This is a genomic window from Labrenzia sp. C1B70 (assembly GCF_000475395.1).
In the GTDB taxonomy this organism is placed as follows: Bacteria; Pseudomonadota; Alphaproteobacteria; order Rhizobiales; family Stappiaceae; genus Roseibium; species Roseibium algicola.
Map to the genome: position 1 here is coordinate 623,059 of NZ_AXCE01000004.1, position 17,249 is coordinate 640,307.

General features: G+C 60.9%; 16 protein-coding genes and 1 tRNA gene. 7 read left to right on the forward strand and 10 right to left on the reverse strand.

The window, feature by feature from the left end; translation table 11 throughout:
• Positions 1-67: 67 nt before the first annotated feature.
• From Q666_RS41210 to tsaD, 8 genes are all read right to left on the reverse strand, one after another.
• Positions 68-1,240: a M20 aminoacylase family protein gene (locus Q666_RS41210; protein WP_023002895.1), complete on the reverse strand. Its 1,173-nt coding sequence runs from the start codon at positions 1,238-1,240 to the stop codon at positions 68-70.
• Between the two features lie 143 nt (positions 1,241-1,383).
• A complete protein-coding gene (locus Q666_RS41215) occupies positions 1,384-2,055 on the reverse strand; it encodes a methyltransferase (protein ID WP_023002896.1) in 672 nt (223 codons plus the stop codon).
• A gap of 27 nt (positions 2,056-2,082) precedes the next feature.
• The gene (locus tag Q666_RS41220) at positions 2,083-2,508 is read right to left on the reverse strand and encodes an EVE domain-containing protein (protein WP_023002897.1); all 426 of its coding nucleotides are present in this window, start codon (positions 2,506-2,508) and stop codon (positions 2,083-2,085) included.
• Complete coding sequence (locus tag Q666_RS41225; RefSeq protein WP_023002898.1) at positions 2,509-2,799, reverse strand: YciI-like protein; 291 nt, start codon at positions 2,797-2,799, stop codon at positions 2,509-2,511.
• 478 nt (positions 2,800-3,277) lie between these two features.
• A complete protein-coding gene (locus Q666_RS41230) occupies positions 3,278-4,285 on the reverse strand; it encodes an NAD(P)H-dependent glycerol-3-phosphate dehydrogenase (RefSeq protein WP_023002899.1) in 1,008 nt (335 codons plus the stop codon).
• Complete coding sequence (locus Q666_RS41235; protein ID WP_023002900.1) at positions 4,272-4,748, reverse strand: NUDIX domain-containing protein; 477 nt, start codon at positions 4,746-4,748, stop codon at positions 4,272-4,274. The genes Q666_RS41230 and Q666_RS41235 overlap by 14 nt, the downstream gene beginning before the upstream one ends.
• A gap of 26 nt (positions 4,749-4,774) precedes the next feature.
• On the reverse strand, positions 4,775-5,278 hold the full coding sequence (locus Q666_RS41240) for an NUDIX domain-containing protein (RefSeq protein WP_023002901.1): 504 nt from the start codon (positions 5,276-5,278) through the stop codon (positions 4,775-4,777).
• A gap of 103 nt (positions 5,279-5,381) precedes the next feature.
• Positions 5,382-6,488, reverse strand: coding sequence for a tRNA (adenosine(37)-N6)-threonylcarbamoyltransferase complex transferase subunit TsaD (tsaD, locus tag Q666_RS41245; protein ID WP_023002902.1), 1,107 nt, complete (start codon positions 6,486-6,488; stop codon positions 5,382-5,384).
• A gap of 93 nt (positions 6,489-6,581) precedes the next feature.
• On the opposite strand from tsaD, the gene hemC reads away from it, so the two are divergent.
• From hemC to Q666_RS41270, 7 genes are all read left to right on the forward strand, one after another.
• Positions 6,582-7,508 carry a hydroxymethylbilane synthase gene (hemC, locus tag Q666_RS41250; RefSeq protein WP_031270219.1) on the forward strand — a complete coding sequence of 309 codons (927 nt, stop codon included), beginning with the start codon at positions 6,582-6,584 and terminating at the stop codon, positions 7,506-7,508.
• Between the two features lie 7 nt (positions 7,509-7,515).
• Positions 7,516-8,232 (forward strand): uroporphyrinogen-III synthase, encoded by a 717-nt coding sequence (locus Q666_RS0132930; RefSeq protein WP_023002904.1) that lies wholly within the window; start codon positions 7,516-7,518, stop codon positions 8,230-8,232.
• 120 nt (positions 8,233-8,352) lie between these two features.
• Positions 8,353-10,320, forward strand: coding sequence for a hypothetical protein (locus Q666_RS0132935; RefSeq protein ID WP_023002905.1), 1,968 nt, complete (start codon positions 8,353-8,355; stop codon positions 10,318-10,320).
• A 77-nt stretch (positions 10,321-10,397) separates the two neighbouring features.
• Positions 10,398-12,440, forward strand: a complete 2,043-nt coding sequence (locus Q666_RS41255) for a heme biosynthesis HemY N-terminal domain-containing protein (protein ID WP_023002906.1) — start codon at positions 10,398-10,400, stop codon at positions 12,438-12,440.
• A gap of 200 nt (positions 12,441-12,640) precedes the next feature.
• Positions 12,641-12,716: transfer RNA gene (locus Q666_RS41260), tRNA-Thr, on the forward strand.
• A 745-nt stretch (positions 12,717-13,461) separates the two neighbouring features.
• Complete coding sequence (locus Q666_RS41265) at positions 13,462-14,283, forward strand: response regulator (protein WP_208984613.1); 822 nt, start codon at positions 13,462-13,464, stop codon at positions 14,281-14,283.
• 288 nt (positions 14,284-14,571) lie between these two features.
• A complete protein-coding gene (locus Q666_RS41270; RefSeq protein WP_035907952.1) occupies positions 14,572-15,309 on the forward strand; it encodes a hypothetical protein in 738 nt (245 codons plus the stop codon).
• A gap of 206 nt (positions 15,310-15,515) precedes the next feature.
• Here the strand turns inward: Q666_RS41270 and Q666_RS41275 are convergent, their stop codons facing one another.
• Positions 15,516-16,304, reverse strand: coding sequence for a crotonase/enoyl-CoA hydratase family protein (locus tag Q666_RS41275; protein WP_023002909.1), 789 nt, complete (start codon positions 16,302-16,304; stop codon positions 15,516-15,518).
• Positions 16,301-17,161 (reverse strand): hydroxymethylglutaryl-CoA lyase, encoded by an 861-nt coding sequence (locus tag Q666_RS41280; protein ID WP_023002910.1) that lies wholly within the window; start codon positions 17,159-17,161, stop codon positions 16,301-16,303. The genes Q666_RS41275 and Q666_RS41280 overlap by 4 nt, the downstream gene beginning before the upstream one ends.
• Between the last annotated feature and the right edge of the window lie 88 nt (positions 17,162-17,249).

Sequence of the window (17,249 nt, forward strand, 5' to 3'; positions counted from 1 at the left end):
ATCCCGGCCCGTCATCCCGGGTCGGCATCGTGCGAACCGGGATGGCGATGAAGGATTTCACAGGCGGTCAGGCCGCTGCGGGCAGGGCCGTTTCGACCAGTTTCACCCAGTAGGAACAGCCGACCGGGATCAGGTCGTCGTTGAAGTCATAGGCCGGATGGTGCAGGCCCGCGCTGTCGCCGTTGCCGGCGAAGATGAACGCGCCCGGGCGTTCTTCCAGCATGTAGGAGAAATCCTCACCGCCCATCATCGGCTCGATCTCGCGATTGACCTTGCCGACCCCGGCAATGCCTTCGGCGACGGCTGCCGCGAAATCCGTCTGTTCGTCGTGGTTCGCCGTGACCGGATACCCGCGCGTGAACTGCAGAACTGCCTTTGCTCCGAACGCATCGCCAACAGAGCTGACGATGGATTCCATCCGTGCCTGGGCGAGATCCCGCATTCCCGGGCTCAGCGTGCGCACGGTGCCGCGCAGCAGGACTTCCTGCGGAATGACGTTGAAGGCGTTGCCACCCTGGAAAACGGTCACCGACACAACAACCGAATCGAGCGGATTGGCATTGCGGCTGGCGATGGTCTGCAGTGCGGACACCAGTTGCGAGCCGATCACGATCGGGTCGATGGTCTCATGCGGCTTGGCGGCATGGCCGCCCCGGCCGGTGATGGTGATGCGGAATTCGTCGGTCGCGGCCATGATCGGGCCCTTGCGGATGGCGAATTCGCCCACCGGCATGCCCGGGAAGTTGTGCATGCCGTAGACTTCCTCGATCGGCCAGCGGGTCAGGAGACCATCGTCGATCATCGCCTTCGCGCCTGCGCCACCTTCTTCGGCCGGCTGGAAGATGACGACGACCGTGCCGTCGAAGTTGCGGGTCTCGGCGAGATACTTTGCAGCGCCCAGCAACATGGCGGTGTGGCCGTCATGGCCGCAGGCGTGCATCTTGCCCGGGATCTTGGAGGCATAGTCCTTGCCGGTGATTTCCTCGATCGGCAGCGCGTCCATGTCGGCGCGCAGGCCGATGGTCTTGCCGGCACCGCCGTTGCGGCCCTTGATCACGCCAACGACGCCCGTCTTGCCGACGCCCGTTGCGATTTCATCGACACCGAAGCTCTGCAGCAGCTCGGACACCTTCTCGGCAGTCCGCACCGTTTCGTAAAGAATTTCGGGATTTTCGTGAATGTCGCGGCGCCAGGCGGTGATCTCGTCGGCCAGATCCGCGAGGCGATTAACGATGGGCATGAAGGACTCCTAGAAACACATCGGAACAGGAAAGCGCTTTAAGCTTGAACGGCTAACCTATCGCAAGCTGCAAAAAGAGGAAGTGGGATTGCGGAAAAAGTTATGTGCAAGGCGATCGTCTGCAAGACTGATCCGCCACCAGGTCATTCTCCGGATGATTTTTCCTGCAAACGGAAAACGCGGGTGCGTTTGATCTCGTTGTCTTCCAGCGCACCGACCACCGGAACGCTGTAGGCCGCCAGTTCAATCATGCGTGACGAGGGCAGATAGGACCGGCCAGGATCACCGACATAGACCTCGATGTTGTTCGCCAGCAACCTGTCGAGAAATGCCAGCACCTTGTCGGCCATGGGCTTGTCGTAGAAAACGTCACCACAGAAGACAAGGTCCGCTTGCGGCGGTTCTCCGGTGGTGATGTCCGCGGTCTCGGTGGTGATCTCCACCTCGTTGAGCGCGGCGTTGAGGCGTGTTGCGGTCAGGGCGTAGGGGTCGATGTCGACCGCGTGGCAGGACGCTGCGCCGGCCTTCATGGCGGCTATGCCGACCAGACCGGAGCCGCAGGCAAAGTCGACAACGCGTTTTCCCGCGACCAGTTCCTGCGTGTCGAGCACGTAGCGGGCAAGTCCTTGGCCGCCAGCCCAGGCAAAGGCCCAGAATGGCGGCGGCAGGCCTAGCTCGCCCAGTTCGTCTTCGGTCTTTTGCCAAAGATCCATGGCCTCATCGGCCACATGCAGCAGAATTTCCTCTGCATGCGGCACGGGTTTGACCTTGGTCTCCTTCCGGATGAAGGCTGCCGGATCCTTGATAAGGGCCATTCAGGGCGGATCTCTCAGGAGAGGACGTTAGGCAGGCTCTTTCAGGCCGCCCATTTCACAGACGATTTTCCATTCCTCTTCCGTGACCGGCTGAACCGACAGGCGCATGGAGGTGACCAGCGACATCTTGGCAAGGCGCGGTTCGGCCTTGACGTCGGCCAGGGTCACCGGCTTGGGCATGTCACGGACGGCCTTGAAGTCCACGCATTCCCAGCGGGGATCATCGATAGTGGTGTCCGGATGGATGTCGCTGCAGACCTCAACGATGCCGACGACTTCCTTGCCGATGTTGGAATGGTAGAAGAACGCCTTGTCGCCGATTTCCATGGCCCGCATGTTGTTGCGTGCCTGGTAGTTCCGGATACCGTCCCACTGCTCACCCTTGTCGCCACGGGCCTTCTGCTGTTCCCAGGACCATTTGTCGGGCTCGGACTTGATCAGCCAGTACTGCACTCAGTTTGCCTCCGGGTTCTTGATTGCCCAGTTCCAGGGGCGGATCTCGACGCTTTCGAACAAACCGGCACGGGCGTAGGGATCTTCCTGGGAGATCGCCAGGATCTCGTCGCGGTTGGAGGCTTCGATCACCACCAGCGAGCCGGTCATGTTGCCGTCGTCGTCAAGAAACGGGCCAGCTGCCTTGAGGCTGTTGCCGAGGCCTTTCAGGAAGTCGAGATGGGCGGCGCGGTTGTCGAGGCGCGTCTGCAGGGCACCGGGCTTGTCGGTGCAGATCAGGGCATAGAGCATGAAGAATTCCCCGGGTTGGTCGAATCTGCGTCGAACCTAGGGCCGGGGCGGGGGAAACTCAATGGGGGAAAGTCTGAGAGGTGCATCACACCCTGTGCGAGCGGCCCATCCTTCGAGACGCCTGGCATTGCCCGGCTCCTCAGGATGAGGGGGTGGGGGAGCTGTTCTCCCCTTCGTGGCAGGGCAACTGACTTTGGACTAAAGACAGGCAGCAAGCACAAGTGTCACCCCGGGCGAGCAACGCGAGACCTGGGGGCTACTCGTTTCCAGGGAGCCGGAATGGGTTGTGCCTCTTCAGGGTACCTTGTCTGCTTCGGCAAGCGGCGCTGCGAGTGGGCCCCGGATCTGCGCTTCGCTTGTCCGGGGTGACGCCGTGGGGATGAGGATATCGCTCATATGCCAATCCCCTATCACAAGCGGAAAGAGAGCCAGGCGCCGGCTTGTGCCTATGTCGAAGGCCGGTTTCGTCGAGACGGGGTCAAAGCCCTGCCGTTTCCGATTTCAGCGGGCGTGCCATCAGGGTGTTGAGGGCGTCGTCGATGGTCAGGTCCTCGTCGATCATCCTGGCGACGGTCTCGCAGATCGGCACTTCGACATCGTATTTGCGGGCCAGCTTGACTGCGACGCGGGCGGAATAGGCGCCTTCCGCGAGCTTGCCACCTGCCGAAATCAGCTCGGAAGCCATGAAGCCTTCGCCGAGCCGCAGCCCGAAGGAAAAGTTGCGCGACTGGCTGGACGAACAGGTGAGCACAAGGTCTCCCAGACCGGAAAGGCCTGTCAGGGTTTCACCCTGTGCGCCCATGGCAGTGCCGAGGCGAGACAGTTCGGCAAAGCCGCGTGCTGTCAGCGCCGCCTGGGCACTGGCGCCGAGCTTGCGGCCGACCACGGCCCCGCAGGCGATCGCGAGCACGTTCTTGAGGGCGCCGCCAATCTGGGCACCGAGAATGTCGATCGAGGCATAAGGCCGGAAACAGGGCGATTGCATCGCTTCGCACAGGCTGAGCGCGGTCTTGGCCGAATTGGCGGCAACGGTGACGGCGGTCGGCAGGCCCTTGGCGACGTCGTCGGCAAAGCTCGGGCCGGACAGGACGCCGGGTTCGACGCCGGGCAGTTCCTCGCTCATGACCTTGGACAAGAGCTTGCCGGAGGATTGTTCGATCCCCTTGGCGCACAGCACGACGGGGCCGCGTACCTTGCCGGTCTGTTTGAGGGCAGCCAGCATCGCACGGGTTGTCTGGGCGGGTGTCACCAGCAAGATGGCATCAGCGTCGGCAACTTCTTCCAGCGAAGATGTCGCTTCCAGTTCCTCGTCAAAAGTGATTCCCGGCAGATACCGCGGATTCTGCCGACGGGACCTGATATCGGAGACCGTACCGGGATCACGCGCCCAAAGGCGCACTTCCCGGCCGGCACGGGCCGCGGTCAGGGCCAGGGCCGTGCCCCAGGCGCCGCCGCCAACGACGCCGATAGACCTAATGGCGCCCATTGCTCTGCCTTTCCACGCGCGTCCGTAATGTTTCAAGTTGCGCTCCAAACCCTTCAAAAAAGCGGGCCTCGGTCGGCGCATCCATGGTGAACAGGTCAATCCAGAACAAACGGAACCTTATCGGAGGTCCGCCTGCGTTCGGTGACATTTCGAAATGTTCCCATTCTGTCGCGGGCTTTTCACGAATTCGGCCGTGAAAATGCCGCCGGCGATGCAAGCCGTCGAGACAACGGGGAACATCTTTGAAGATATGGTCCTGGTCGGCGAACGATTCGAGCGCGATATCCAACGAAAGTCCGGTCTCCTCGGCAAATTCTCTCCTGGCAGCCTGCAGATAGCTTTCGCCGGGGTCGACCGTGCCTCCGGGAACCTGGAAGCCGGCGTTCGGGAAATCGGGTTCCACAAACACGAGAAGCTCTGTTCCACAGGTCAGGTAGACATAGGCCTTTTGGTAGATCAGCACGGGCAGGTCCTTGAAAGAACTGTTGTTTATGCCGCGTTGGCGAGGCGTGTCACACGTTTGCGCAGCGCGTCGAGGGGCGCGCCGAAGGCTGCGAAGAAGTTTTCCTCGTCGCTTGCCCGCTCGCCAAAGAGGTCAACCCAGAAGAAACGATAGCGAATCGGTTCGCCGCCGCTGCTGGGATGCATTTCGTAATGCTCCCACTCGCTCTTCGGCCGGGCACCAAGGCGGACATGGTAGTTGCGGCGGATGTGTCGGCCAAGCAGCGGACGGTTGGGTGCGGGCCGGTACTGTCCGACGGGAGGGATCGTTTCGAACGGGATATCCTGACTGGAAAAATGATCAAAGGCCACGTCCAGTTCGAGGCCGGTTTCCTCGGCAAATTCCCGCATGGCGCCATGCAGAAAGCTTTCGCCCGGATCGATGGTGCCACCCGGAACCTGCAGGCCCAGATGAGGCGTATCCGGTTCGTCGAAGACCAGAAGGTCCGTGCCGCAGGTCAGGTAGACATAGGCCTTGTGGTAGACGCGCATTTCTCAGAACAGTCCTTGTTGGAAGGCTGAAGTTTCCTAACAGGGTCTTTGGTCGCGCAAAAGGGTCGGTGGGAAATTGAGCGATGATTTACAGGTCCACATCCTAGACCTTGGCACCTTTTTTACCCGCGCCGAGCACACCGGCATTGGCTGAATCCAGCGGCCAGCGAGGCCTGGGTGACAGGCTCATGTCGTCCACGGGGCCAAGTCGAAGCCGCTCGATACCGGCCCAGGCGATCATTGCTGCATTGTCGGTGCAAAGGCGCATGGGCGGCGCGATGAAACGGGCATCTGCCTCTTCTGTCGCAGCCAGAAGACTGTTGCGGATTTCCTGGTTCGCCGCGACGCCGCCAGCCACAACGATTGCCGGTTTGACACCCGGGTGGCGTGTCCGGAAGAGATCGAGTGCGGAACGGGTGCGGGCTGCCAAAACGTCGGACACAGATCGCTGAAAGGCCGCGCAGAGGTCGGCAATCGTCTGTTCATCGACAGGTTCAAGCTTTTTCGCCTGGGTGCGAAGGGCCGTCTTCAGTCCGGCGAAGGACATGTCGAGGCCCGGGCGATCCAGAAGCGGACGCGGCAGGCGGAAGCGGGTGACGTCGCCCTTGGCAGCCATTTTTTCTACATGCGGGCCGCCGGGATAGGGCAGGCCCAGCAGTTTGGCTGTCTTGTCGAAAGCTTCGCCAATGGCATCGTCGATGGTCGTGCCGAGACGTTCATAGTCCCCGACGCCGCGCACCAGCAGGAACTGGCTGTGGCCGCCGGAGACGAGCAGCAAGAGGAACGGGAACTCGAGATCGTCGGTCAGGCGCGCGGTCAGGGCGTGGCCTTCCAGGTGATTGACGCCGACGATCGGCTTGCCCGCTGCCATGGCGATCGCCTTGGCGGTCATGAAGCCGACGATGACACCGCCGATGAGGCCGGGACCGGCAGTTGCGGCAATCGCGTCGATATCCTCCCAGCCGCAACCGGCCTCGTTCATGGCTTCGGCAACGATCCGGTCGAGGATCTCGATGTGGGCACGGGCGGCAATTTCCGGCACCACGCCACCGAATTCTGTATGCTCGTCGATCTGCGAACGGATCGTATTGGAGAGGATCTTCTTGTGCGCAGGGCCGCACACAACCGCTGCTGCGGTTTCGTCGCAGCTGGTTTCAATGCCCAGGACGGTCAGATTGGTCGCATTGTCATCTGTTTTGACTGAGGTCATTGGTCTAAGTGCGGTGGCCTGTGTTAGGACATCCGAAAAGACATAAATCGGTGCCCGTCATTTCTGCCGGGCGTAGCATCTGGACGGTAAACCTTGCAATCAAATCCTTTGCGTATCGGAACAAGGGGCAGCGCGCTGGCGCTGGCACAGGCCCACGAAACCCGCGACCGGCTGATGGCGGCCCATGATCTGGCCGAAGACGCGTTCGAGATCGTGGTCATCAAGACCTCCGGCGACAGGATCCAGGACAGGCCGCTGTCGGAAGTCGGTGGCAAGGGGCTGTTCACGAAGGAAATCGAGGAAGCGCTTCTGGACGGGCGGATCGATCTTGCCGTTCATTCGTCCAAGGACATGCCGACGGTCCTGCCGGATGGTCTGGCTTTGACGGCCTTCCTGCCGCGGGAAGATGTGCGCGATGCGTTCCTGTCGCCCAAGGCAAAGACCCTGACCGATCTGCCGCAGGGCGCCGTCGTCGGGTCCAGTTCGCTGCGGCGCCAGGCGATGATCAAGCGGCTGCGCCCGGATATCGAAGTGGTGATGTACCGCGGCAACCTGCAGACACGCCTGCGCAAGCTGGCAGAGGGCGAGGTGGACGCAACACTTCTGGCAGCTGCCGGTCTGCGCCGGCTGGGCCTGGAAGCGGAAATCACCAGCCTTCTGGAAACCGACCAGTTTCTGCCGGCTGTCGGCCAAGGTGCGATCTGCATCGAAAGCCGGGCGGACGACAAGGCTACCCTTGAAATGCTGGCGGCAATTCACGACGCGGCAACGCAGATCCGCCTTGATGCGGAGCGCGCCTTCCTTGCTGTTCTGGACGGGTCTTGCCGCACGCCCATCGGCGGTCTGGCAACACTCGAAGGCGATACGATGCACTTCCGAGGGATTGTGCTGAAGCCGGACGGATCGGCCGCGCATGAGGCATCGGGCAGTGGGCCTGCGGCAGAGGCCGCGCGGATTGGCCGGTCTGTCGGGGAAGATCTGAAAACCCGGATGGGACCGGACTTTCTGGCAGGAGCCTGACCCGGTCATGCGCTTTCTGGTGACACGCCCCCAGCCGGATTGCCGGAGGACCGCTGAAAAACTGCGGGCGTTGGGGCATGTTGCCGATGAAGCTCCCGTTCTGAAAACCGTTGAGGTGCGGTCGGCACAATTCGGGCCGGATGGCGTGTCGGCGCTGGCGTTTTCCAGCCGGCGGTCGGTCGCCGTCCTGTCGGCACAGGGCCGGATCGATGCCTTGCGGAGCTTGCCGGTTTTCACGGTGGGCGACGCGACCGCACTCGCCTGCCGGGAAGCGGGCTTTTCAAGTGTACTTTCGGCCAGCGGAGATCTTGCTGCGCTGGCTCAGCTGATTCTCGATAATCGGAGCGGATTGTCTTCAGGGACCGTCCTTTATCCTGCTGCCGAGGAACGGGCGGGGGATCTGGAGGGACTTCTCGCCGCAGGGGGCATTTCCTGTCGCACCGTCGTGCTTTACCGCATGGAGCTGGCGGAAAGCCTGCCTTCTGCCGTGGTTGACGGCCTTCGCCAGAATGCCTTTGATGGTGTCTTCATTTATTCCAAACGCACGGCTGAAGCTTTTCTGGCGCTGGTTCGCAGGCACGGTCTCGACCATATTTTTTCCAGGTTGCCTGTCTATGCCCTTTCGCGGCAGTCGGCCGAGCCCCTATTTGAGGTAAGCCAGGTGCGTATTGCAGCTGCGCCGAACGAAAGCGCCTTGATGGATCTGGCTTTAACACAGTGTTAACCAGATCCGGGGGAGTCGTTCTTTTGCAGCGCGCAAAAGTCTTTGCTGCGGCGGTACCGCTTCGCAAAGAGGTGTGTATAGTGAAGGTCTTGGGACCGGCAGGGTTCAGGAGGAGATGAGATGACGACGGACAAGAAATCCCCGGGCGGGACATCTTCATCGGGCGGCAGCGGCACCGGCGGCAAGGACAAGCCGGGCAGCAGCACTGCGTCTTCCTCCGGCAGCAGCAAGCGGCCGGTAACGATCGATCTGACCGCAGAGAAGGTCGGTGCCAAGCCGACAGACACGAAGCCAGCCTCTGGTACGAGCTCAACGACGAGCGCCACGACGGGGTCTGGCGGCACGACTGCGGGTGCAACCAAGACAGGCGGCATCGGCAGCACGACTGCGTCCGGCAGCTCAACGTCAGCCGGAAATACAACGTCTTCCGGCAGCACCGGCAGTTCGGGCAGCACATCGTCGCCCTCTTCGTCTGCATCGACCTCGTCCTCGACCGGATCAGGCTATTCTTCTTCTGCGGCGTCTACCACTGCCGGGTCTTCCACTGCAGGAAAGCCCGCCGGAGCCGGCACATCCGGGTCGTCATCGGCGACCGGAAAACCGGCGTCTCCGGCAAGCTCATCGACGTCTGCCGCCAGTCAGACCGGAACCTCCTCGACAAGCAGCAGCTCCCGTCCTGGTGGATCAGCCAGCTTTTCCAATCCGCCGGCCGCTGAAGACCGCGGCGGTGTCGGGGCATTCGGCGTTCTGATTGCGGCCGTTATCGGCGGTATCCTGGTGCTTGGCGGCGGCTTCGGCCTTTACCAGGCCGGGCTCGTCAAACTGTCGCCCGAGCCGAACCAGCAGCTCACCAGCGCGCTCAGTGCCGCCGAACGCAAGATCTCCGATCTGGAGAAAAAACTCGGCGACGTGACGTCTTCGGTCTCCAGCCAGGGCAGCTCCGGTGCTGTTTCTGCTCTGGAAAGCAAGGTCAGCGCGCTTGAAGCCAAACTGCAGGATGCGTCGTCGTCCGATCTGGGCGCCGCAGTCGATGCCCTGAAGCAGGATGTAGAAGGACTGCGCAGCACCGTTGCTTCGGCAGGGGCCGGCACCGGCGAAGGAACCCCAGCCGATCTCCAGCCGCTTGAAAGCCGTCTGGCCGCGCTGGAAGAGGAAGTGAAGGGCGATAGCCAGGTGGATCTGGCGCCGCTTGAAAACCGCTTGGCCAAGCTGGAAACCGACACCACATCGACATCTTCCGAAGCCGACAAGCTTTCCGGTTCCGTAACCGGGCTCGAGGGCCAGCTTTCGGACCTGAAGACGACCCTTTCCGAGGTGGAAACCCGCCTTTCCAATACCGAAGCGACCGCGAAAGCAGCACAGACAGCCGTATCGACGTCGGACGTTTCCCTGAAGACCCTTGCCGACAGCCAGGCACGGGCAACCGAGACCCTGTCTTCGCTGGCTGCCGACATCAAGTCTGTCGGCGCGGCCAACACGGCAGCGCTGGAAGGTTTGCGCTCTGAGCTGGACGCGCTTTCAACGCGACTTGCCGCGGTTGAGGCAACGATGGGCGATGCGACGGCGCGTGAAGTTGCTGCCAGGGCACTGTCCGTTTCCGCATTGAAGTCGGCCGTTGATTCCGGCCGCCCTTATGAAACCGAGCTGGCCGCCGTCAAGGCGGGGCTGCCGGGCGGGCTCGACCTGTCTGCACTGGAGGCCAACGCCAAGACCGGTGTCGAACCGGTGCCTGTGCTGATCGCCCAGTTCCCGCCGGTTGCGCGCTCTGTCTACCAGACGTTTTCCGAACCGGACCGGTCCGGTGATGTACTCGACAGCCTGATGACCAGTGCACAGTCGCTGTTCACCGTTCGTCGTTCGGGCTCAGGTGAAGGCGACGGGCCGGCCGCTGCCCTGCAGCGCATGGAAAACGCCGTCCGGAAGGGAGACCTCAAGTCGGCACTTGCCGCCTACAAGGATCTGCCAGAACAGGGACAGGCTGCTGCTGCCGACTGGGCAACGCGCGCCGAAGCCCGCGTCGAGGTTGATGACCTGACGGACAAGGCCTCGCAGGAAGTGCTCAACGCGCTTGCTGCGAAGGATAGCTGAATGCAGGCCGGCCACTCGCCCGCCCGTCAATGGAATTATGTGCCGGCAGGAGCCGGCCGTCGCAGGGAGCGAACTGAATGATCCGCGTTCTGTTCTTTTTCGCGCTGTTGTTTGCCGTTGCCATGGGCTTTGCCTGGATGGCGGACCTGCCGGGAACGATCCAGATTTCCTGGCCGGTTTATGAAGGTGGCCAGCAGGTCGGGACGGATATCTGGGAGCAGTCGCCTGCGATTGTTGCCCTTGCCGCAGCCATTTTCCTGGCGATCTTCCTGGCGATTGTCTGGGTGATCCGCGTCGTCTTGAAATCACCGCAGATTGCCAGCCGCTTCTTTCGGCGCCGCCGGAAAGACAAGGGCTACAATGCGCTGTCACAAGGCTTGATCGCTCTGGGCACGGGCAACGCCAAACTGGCGCGCCGCTACGCGCTGGACGCCGACAAGCTGCTGGATGATGAACCCGCGGCAAAGCTGCTGCTTGCACAGACGGCCCAGCTTGCCGGCAAGGACGACGAAGCGCGTCAGCGTTTCGAGGCGATGCTGGAAGATCCGGCCACCAAGGCGCTTGGTCTGCACGGCCTCTTCATCGAGGCCGAGCGGCACAGGGAACCGGTGGCAGCACGCCATTATGCGGAGGAAGCCGCCAAGACATCGCCGGGTCTGGAGTGGGCCGGCAAGGCCGTGCTCGGCTACCAGGCGGTTGCCCACCATTGGGACGAAGCGCTCAAGACCCTGGAGCGCAACTACGCCGCAAAGATGCTGGACAAGAAAACCTATCGGCGTCAGCGCGCCGTCATCCTGACGGCCCTTGCGACAAAGCTGGAGGACGGCGAGCCGGAACGGGCCTATTCGCTGGCCAAGGAAGCTCATGGCCTGGCACTCGACCTTGTGCCGGCGGCCGTGCTGACGTCTCGTCTGGCAACGCGCCGGGGCGACATCCGCAAGGCCTCCAAAGTGTTGGAGGCGACCTGGCGTTTGTTCCCGCATCCGGAGTTGGCTGAAACCTATGCCCATGTGCGTACCGGCGATTCGGCTGTCGATCGCCTGAAGCGGGTGAAATCGCTTTCCGCACAGCGGGCAAACACTCCCGAAGGTGCGCTGGCCATCGCCCGCGCAGCCATGGAGGCGCGCGAGTTCGAAGAAGCACGCAAGCAGCTGAAAAAGGTCCTGCAGTCCGAACCTACCCGTCAGGCGTTTCTGCTGATGGCGGAAGTTGAGGAAGCCGAACACGGTGACCGGGGCCGCACACGCGACTGGCTGGCCCGTGCCGTCAGTGCGCCGCTCGACAAGGTCTGGATGGCCGACGGCATCATTTCCGCCGAATGGCAGCCGGTGTCACCGGTCACCGGCAAGCTCGATGCGTTCCAGTGGGCAACGCCGGGCAGTCTGTCCGACGAGGACGGTCCGCTGCTTGAGGACAGCCTGTTCGAGGCGCCGGCCCTGCCGTCCGCCACTCCAGCCGAGCCGGTTCGGTCGGTTGCAGATGTGGATGACGGCGCCGTGGTGCTGGAAGCCGAACCCGTCACCAGGCCTGCCACTGCCAAGCCTGCGGGACCCGAGACGGGTGACGCCAAATCCGGCAGCGCCAAGTCAGCCGCCGCGGAACCTTCCGCTGCCTCTGCTCCACTGGAAAAGCAGGGCTACGAAGGGACGACGGACGATGTCAAATACAGCCCTGCGCTGAAGGACCTGCCCGACGCCGAGGCTACCAAGGCACCTTCGGACAAGGCTGCGACCGTTGAGAAGACGGCAGCCAAGGAAACCGCGGCAAAAGCCGAAGCCAGGGCAGACGACAAACCTGCCGTGGTGACAGGCAAAGACGCCGGGACAGCGAAAGCTGGAGTGACCGGCAAGACCGACACCCGGAACGGTTCCGAGACGCCTTCCAAGCCAGAGGCAACATCTGAGGCCAAGGTTGAGGAAACTCCGAAATCGGCGGATGCAAAGCCATCGGCTGCCAATGCCGGGGAGGCCAAGACAGGCGAAACAAAGTCCGGCAGTTCGAAAGAGGATCTCAACCGGCCAATCGAATTTCCCCTGTCGCGGATGCCGGACGATCCGGGCCCGGATGAGGACGACGAGGACGAGAGCGCCAAGACGCCACGGCCGCGCTTTTTCAACTGAAGCGCTGCTGCGGCGATAGTCGGAATGTGCTGACGAGCATGTGTTTGCCTGGCTTCCGGAAAAGGGAAGATGTGATCTTCCTGAAAGAACCGGTTTTAGGCTCTTGCATCTGACGCCAAGCTCCGGTAATTAGCGGCGCACTCGGGCTTGACCTGAGTGTCCGCGCCAAATCGCGCGATGCCCGGCATCTGCCGGAGAACGCCGCTGTAGCTCAGATGGTAGAGCACGTCATTCGTAATGATGGGGTCGGGGGTTCGAGTCCCTTCAGCGGCACCACTTTCTAGGCCCAGGTTCCTTTCTTCAGGTGCGCCCGACAGGGCTATCCCTTCTCTGATGCTTTCCTCCAGATTGAGCAAGCTGTCACGAGACTTCAGAAACGGCTGTGTGATCGCTGGCCCTGCCACCAGTCCATGGGCTGCACAGGTCGCAGTGACAGCTTTGATGCTGGCGAACTTGTGTTGCCCTGCTGCTGATCCGGTTTCTGTTTATCGGACGGGAAGTGCCACATTGATGGCTCGTCGGCAGTCCTTGCAAGAGGCGGGGTGATTGTCCAATTCTGACGCTACAAATTGACGTAGAGTTGGTGTGGCAGGTTGTGGGCGACTTTGTCCTGACGAGACAATCGTATCGGCCGACAGATCCTTGTTTAGGTCTCCTCTTATTTTCAGAAACAGGCTGGTTGGATCCCGTGTTTTGAAAAAAAGCTGGCCACAAGTTGCTTCAATTCGACGGAAGTCACTGAACCATAATGCGACTGCGGGGAGGGCTGTGAAGCCGGGTTACGCCTGTTTCCTCGTATTTTGTAGGATTTTTCCAGATGAGGATTCGGTCTTTACATCCTATTTGTAAGAATTTTGGAATCGAGTGAATGAATATTCATGTAAATCTATGTATATCAAAGGTTGTAAAATGCCTGGCGAGCTTCAGTAACAGAAAATATACAATTGTTTCCTTATTGTACTTGTTAATTTAGACATGGCCTCAAGTGACGATGCGAGAGCCGCACACAAGGTGATGAGAATTGCTGCATAAAATGATCCGCATTCTTGTCGCTGACGACAGCGGCATCGCTCGTGAAGTCATCAACAACGGCATCGCCGTTCATCGTTCCAAGCGGTACATCGAGGTTGATAACGTCGATAACGGTCGTTCCGCTGTCGAGGTTCTGAAGAAGAAACAGATCGACATCGCCTTCATCGACATCAACATGCCGGGGCTGAATGGTCCGGACGTAATCGCCGCGATGAGCGAGACGAAGTCTGCAGATTGTCTGACGGTCGCGATTTCAAGCGGCCTTGATGAGCGCAATGCCAACATGCTTCAGCAGCTGGGGGCCTATCATTTCCTGAAAAAGCCTTTCACCCAGGAGGATGTGTCGGAGATCGTCGCCACTTACATGACGATGACGACGACCTATCCGATCCTGATCGTCGACGACAGCGGTACGATGCGCAAACTGACGCGCAAGGTTCTGGAGGCCAGCCGGTTCGACTTCGAAATCTCGGAAGCCGACAGCGCGCAGGCGGCACTTCGTACACTGGCATCGGGCAAGTTCCGGATGGTGCTGACGGATTTTCACATGCCGGATGTCGACGGTATCGAGCTTGCCGGTTCGATCCGGGACCTGTCGAGCAAGATCGGCATCTACATGATGTCCACCAACGACACGAGCTATCTGGAGCGGTCCGCGGCCTTCGTTGGGATATCCGGTTTCCTGAAAAAGCCGTTCACGCCTCAGGACATAGATACGCTCATGCATCAGTTCCTGGAGCTGGATACGCCAAAATTCGGCAAGGTGCGCAACATGTTCAGCTTCATGGAACGAGAACGCAAGGCATCGTGAGGCTCGCCGGACTGGCGAGTGCTGATCGTTCCTCTTGGGTCTCCTGGAAATTTCAAGGGAACCATTTGCCGAACGCTTACATTGTTTCTGGATTGTTTGTCAGCATTCTTGATTTAAAACGCTTCAGTTGATTCAATGAAAGAATCAGAAGTCTCCCCCTAGTTCGTATCGGTTCCACTGTCTGAATGCATGGAGAGCGGTGTGGGCAAAACAGCAAAACTTGAATTACTTCGCCGGATATTGCCGCTCGGCCTCTGCGTGCTGGGTATAGTCGGCGGATATTTTTTCATGTCGGTGCTCAGCAGCCTGCTCTGCATAATCGCGGCCGCCGGGATCTATGCCGCCTTGCCGCGGCCGAACGTACCGTCCGGTGCCGTAAAGCCGGTATGTCATCCGCCGGTTCTGGTACTCGACATGATCGGGTTTGTGATTGGTGCCGCTTTCTTTTCCATAGCTTTCATCGGGATGGCAGACTGGAGCGGAGGCGCAGCCCTGATGGCACTGCTTTGCCTGGGTCCTGCCTCGATTGCACCGGTGCTGTTCACCGTGTCCGCACGACAGGAGACATCCTGGGTCCGTTTCTTCAGCAACGGTTTCGAATTCACACAGTTCGGCCGGCGCGTCCGGGTGATGTATGAGGATCTGAAAAAGATCGACATCCGCCTGTGGCATGCTTCCGGCTGGGCTGCCTGGTTCCAGTCGACGATCGGCTCGCTGGGGCCGAGATCAGCGGTTCTGCTGAATGGGGCTGAAACCACCACGACTCTGGTCTTCAAGCGCCCGGACGGGGCAACCTTCACCATTTCCTCCGAACTGGTGCCGGACCTGCAGCGGGTGCTGATCAACATCGACAGGGCCGGTATGGAGCTTCCTGACGGGATCAGTGAATATCAGCGCAAGAAGATCCGCCAGCGGCGCGAGCGCATGTACGGCGGCCCGCCGCAGGAACCGCCGCAGTCGGAACAGAAGGAAGTGGCGCGTATCGCGGCCCTTATCGAACACGCCAGGCGCAGCGCCGGCCATTGAGGGCGGTTTTTCTGTTTCCAGCGCTTTGTTGAAGCTCACCACAAATTCATCCTCATGCTGAGGAGGACTGCCAGGTCCGTCTCGAAGCATGGGCTGCTTGTTCTGTGTGGCCCATCCTTCGAGACGCGCGCCAGCGCGCTCCTCAGGATGAGGGAGTGGGGAGTTTGATTGTCTGAAGACCCGGTGCTGGCATCAGCCGCTGCAAACTATGAACCGACCCAGTTCGCCTTTCGCTTTTCGAAGAATGCGGAGATGCCTTCCCGGGCTTCGGGGGTTTCCCAGGTCTCGGCGAGACGGCGGATGGTGTCGTCGATGATTTCTTCGGTGATTTCCGGGCCAAGGCTGCGGGCCAGCGCCTTGGAGGCGGCTACGGCAGCGGGGGCAGCGGAGAGATACGGTTTGATTTCCTTTTCGATCGCCGCATCGAGGTCCGCTTCGCTCACGACCTTCGCCACAAGATCTAGATCCCGAGCCTCTTCCGCGCCGAACAGGCGGGCGGACATGAATACCCGGCGTGCCTTGCCTTCTCCCATGCGGGCCAGCACATAGGGGCTGATGGTTGCCGGGATGAGGCCGAGACGTACTTCCGTCAGGCCGAATTTGGCGCTGTCGACGGCTATCACGGTGTCGCAGACGCTCATCATGCCGATGCCGCCGCCAAAGGCCTGGCCTTGTACGCGGCCTATCAGTGGCTTCGGCAATTCGTTGAGGCTCTGCAGCATCATGGCAAGCTTGCGCGCTTCAGTCATGCGGGTTTCGCGGTCAGCTTCGAACTGCTCGCGCATCCATCCAAGGTCGCCGCCCGCGCAGAAGCTGGCACCAGCACCCGTCAGGATAACGACACGGACAGTGTCGTCCTCCGCCAATTGCGCAGCAACTTCCGTCAGTTCGGCGATCATCGTGGCGGAAAGCGAATTGTGCTTGTCCGGGCGGTTGAGTGTCAGCGTTGCGACGCCCCGGTCGTCAACGGCAAGGGAGATTGTCTCGAAGCTCATGCGTCAACACTCCTGAGGGTGCGGGCAAAGTCGGCGATTTCAGCAAGCTTCGCCCGGTCGATGCCGGTCTCGAAGCCCTTGCGGGTCATCAGGTCTAGCACGGCTTCGGTTGCGACATTGCCTTTGGCACCCGGTGCATAGGGGCAACCGCCCAGACCGCCGACTGCACTGTCGAAGGTGCGCAAGCCCTTTTCGAGGCTGACCTCGATGTTCTCGATCGCCCGGCCCTTGGTGTCATGAAAATGGCCGGCAAGCTTGTCCGCAGGGATCGCGGTCAGCACGGCGTCCAGCATCCGGCCGATGGTCTCCGGCGTTCCGGCGCCGATGGTGTCGCCGAGGGAAATCTCGTAGCAGCCGAGATCGAACAGCGTTTTTGCGACCTCCGCAACCTTCTCAGGTGGTGTTGCACCGTCGTAGGGGCAGTCGGTTACGCAAGAGACATAGCCGCGAACCGGGATGCCGTCCTCATGTGCCTTTTCCAGAAGCGGCTTGAAGCGTTCGATGCTTTCGGCAACCGAGCAATTGATGTTCTTTCTGGAAAAGCCTTCCGAGGCCGAACCGAAAATGGCGACTTCATCCGCCGACACCTTCTTGGCGGCCGTATAACCCTTCACATTGGGTGTCAGCACCGCATAGGTCACGGACGGATGCCGGTAGATGCCTTCCATCACCTCCTGGGCGTCGGCCATCTGCGGTACCCATTTCGGACTGACGAAACTGGTCACCTCGATCTTGCGGAAGCCGCAGGCAGAAAGCCGGTCCACGAGGTCGATCTTCTGGGCCGTCGGCACAAAGGTTTTCTCGTTCTGCAGACCATCGCGCGGGCCCATTTCAAACAGGGTGACGAATTCAGACATGTTTTCTTCTCTAGCTTCTCGTGAGGCCTAAAGGTGAGGCCGGTTCTTCGCTGCGCTTCGTCCGGGGACGGCACCAGGCAAATCGCGG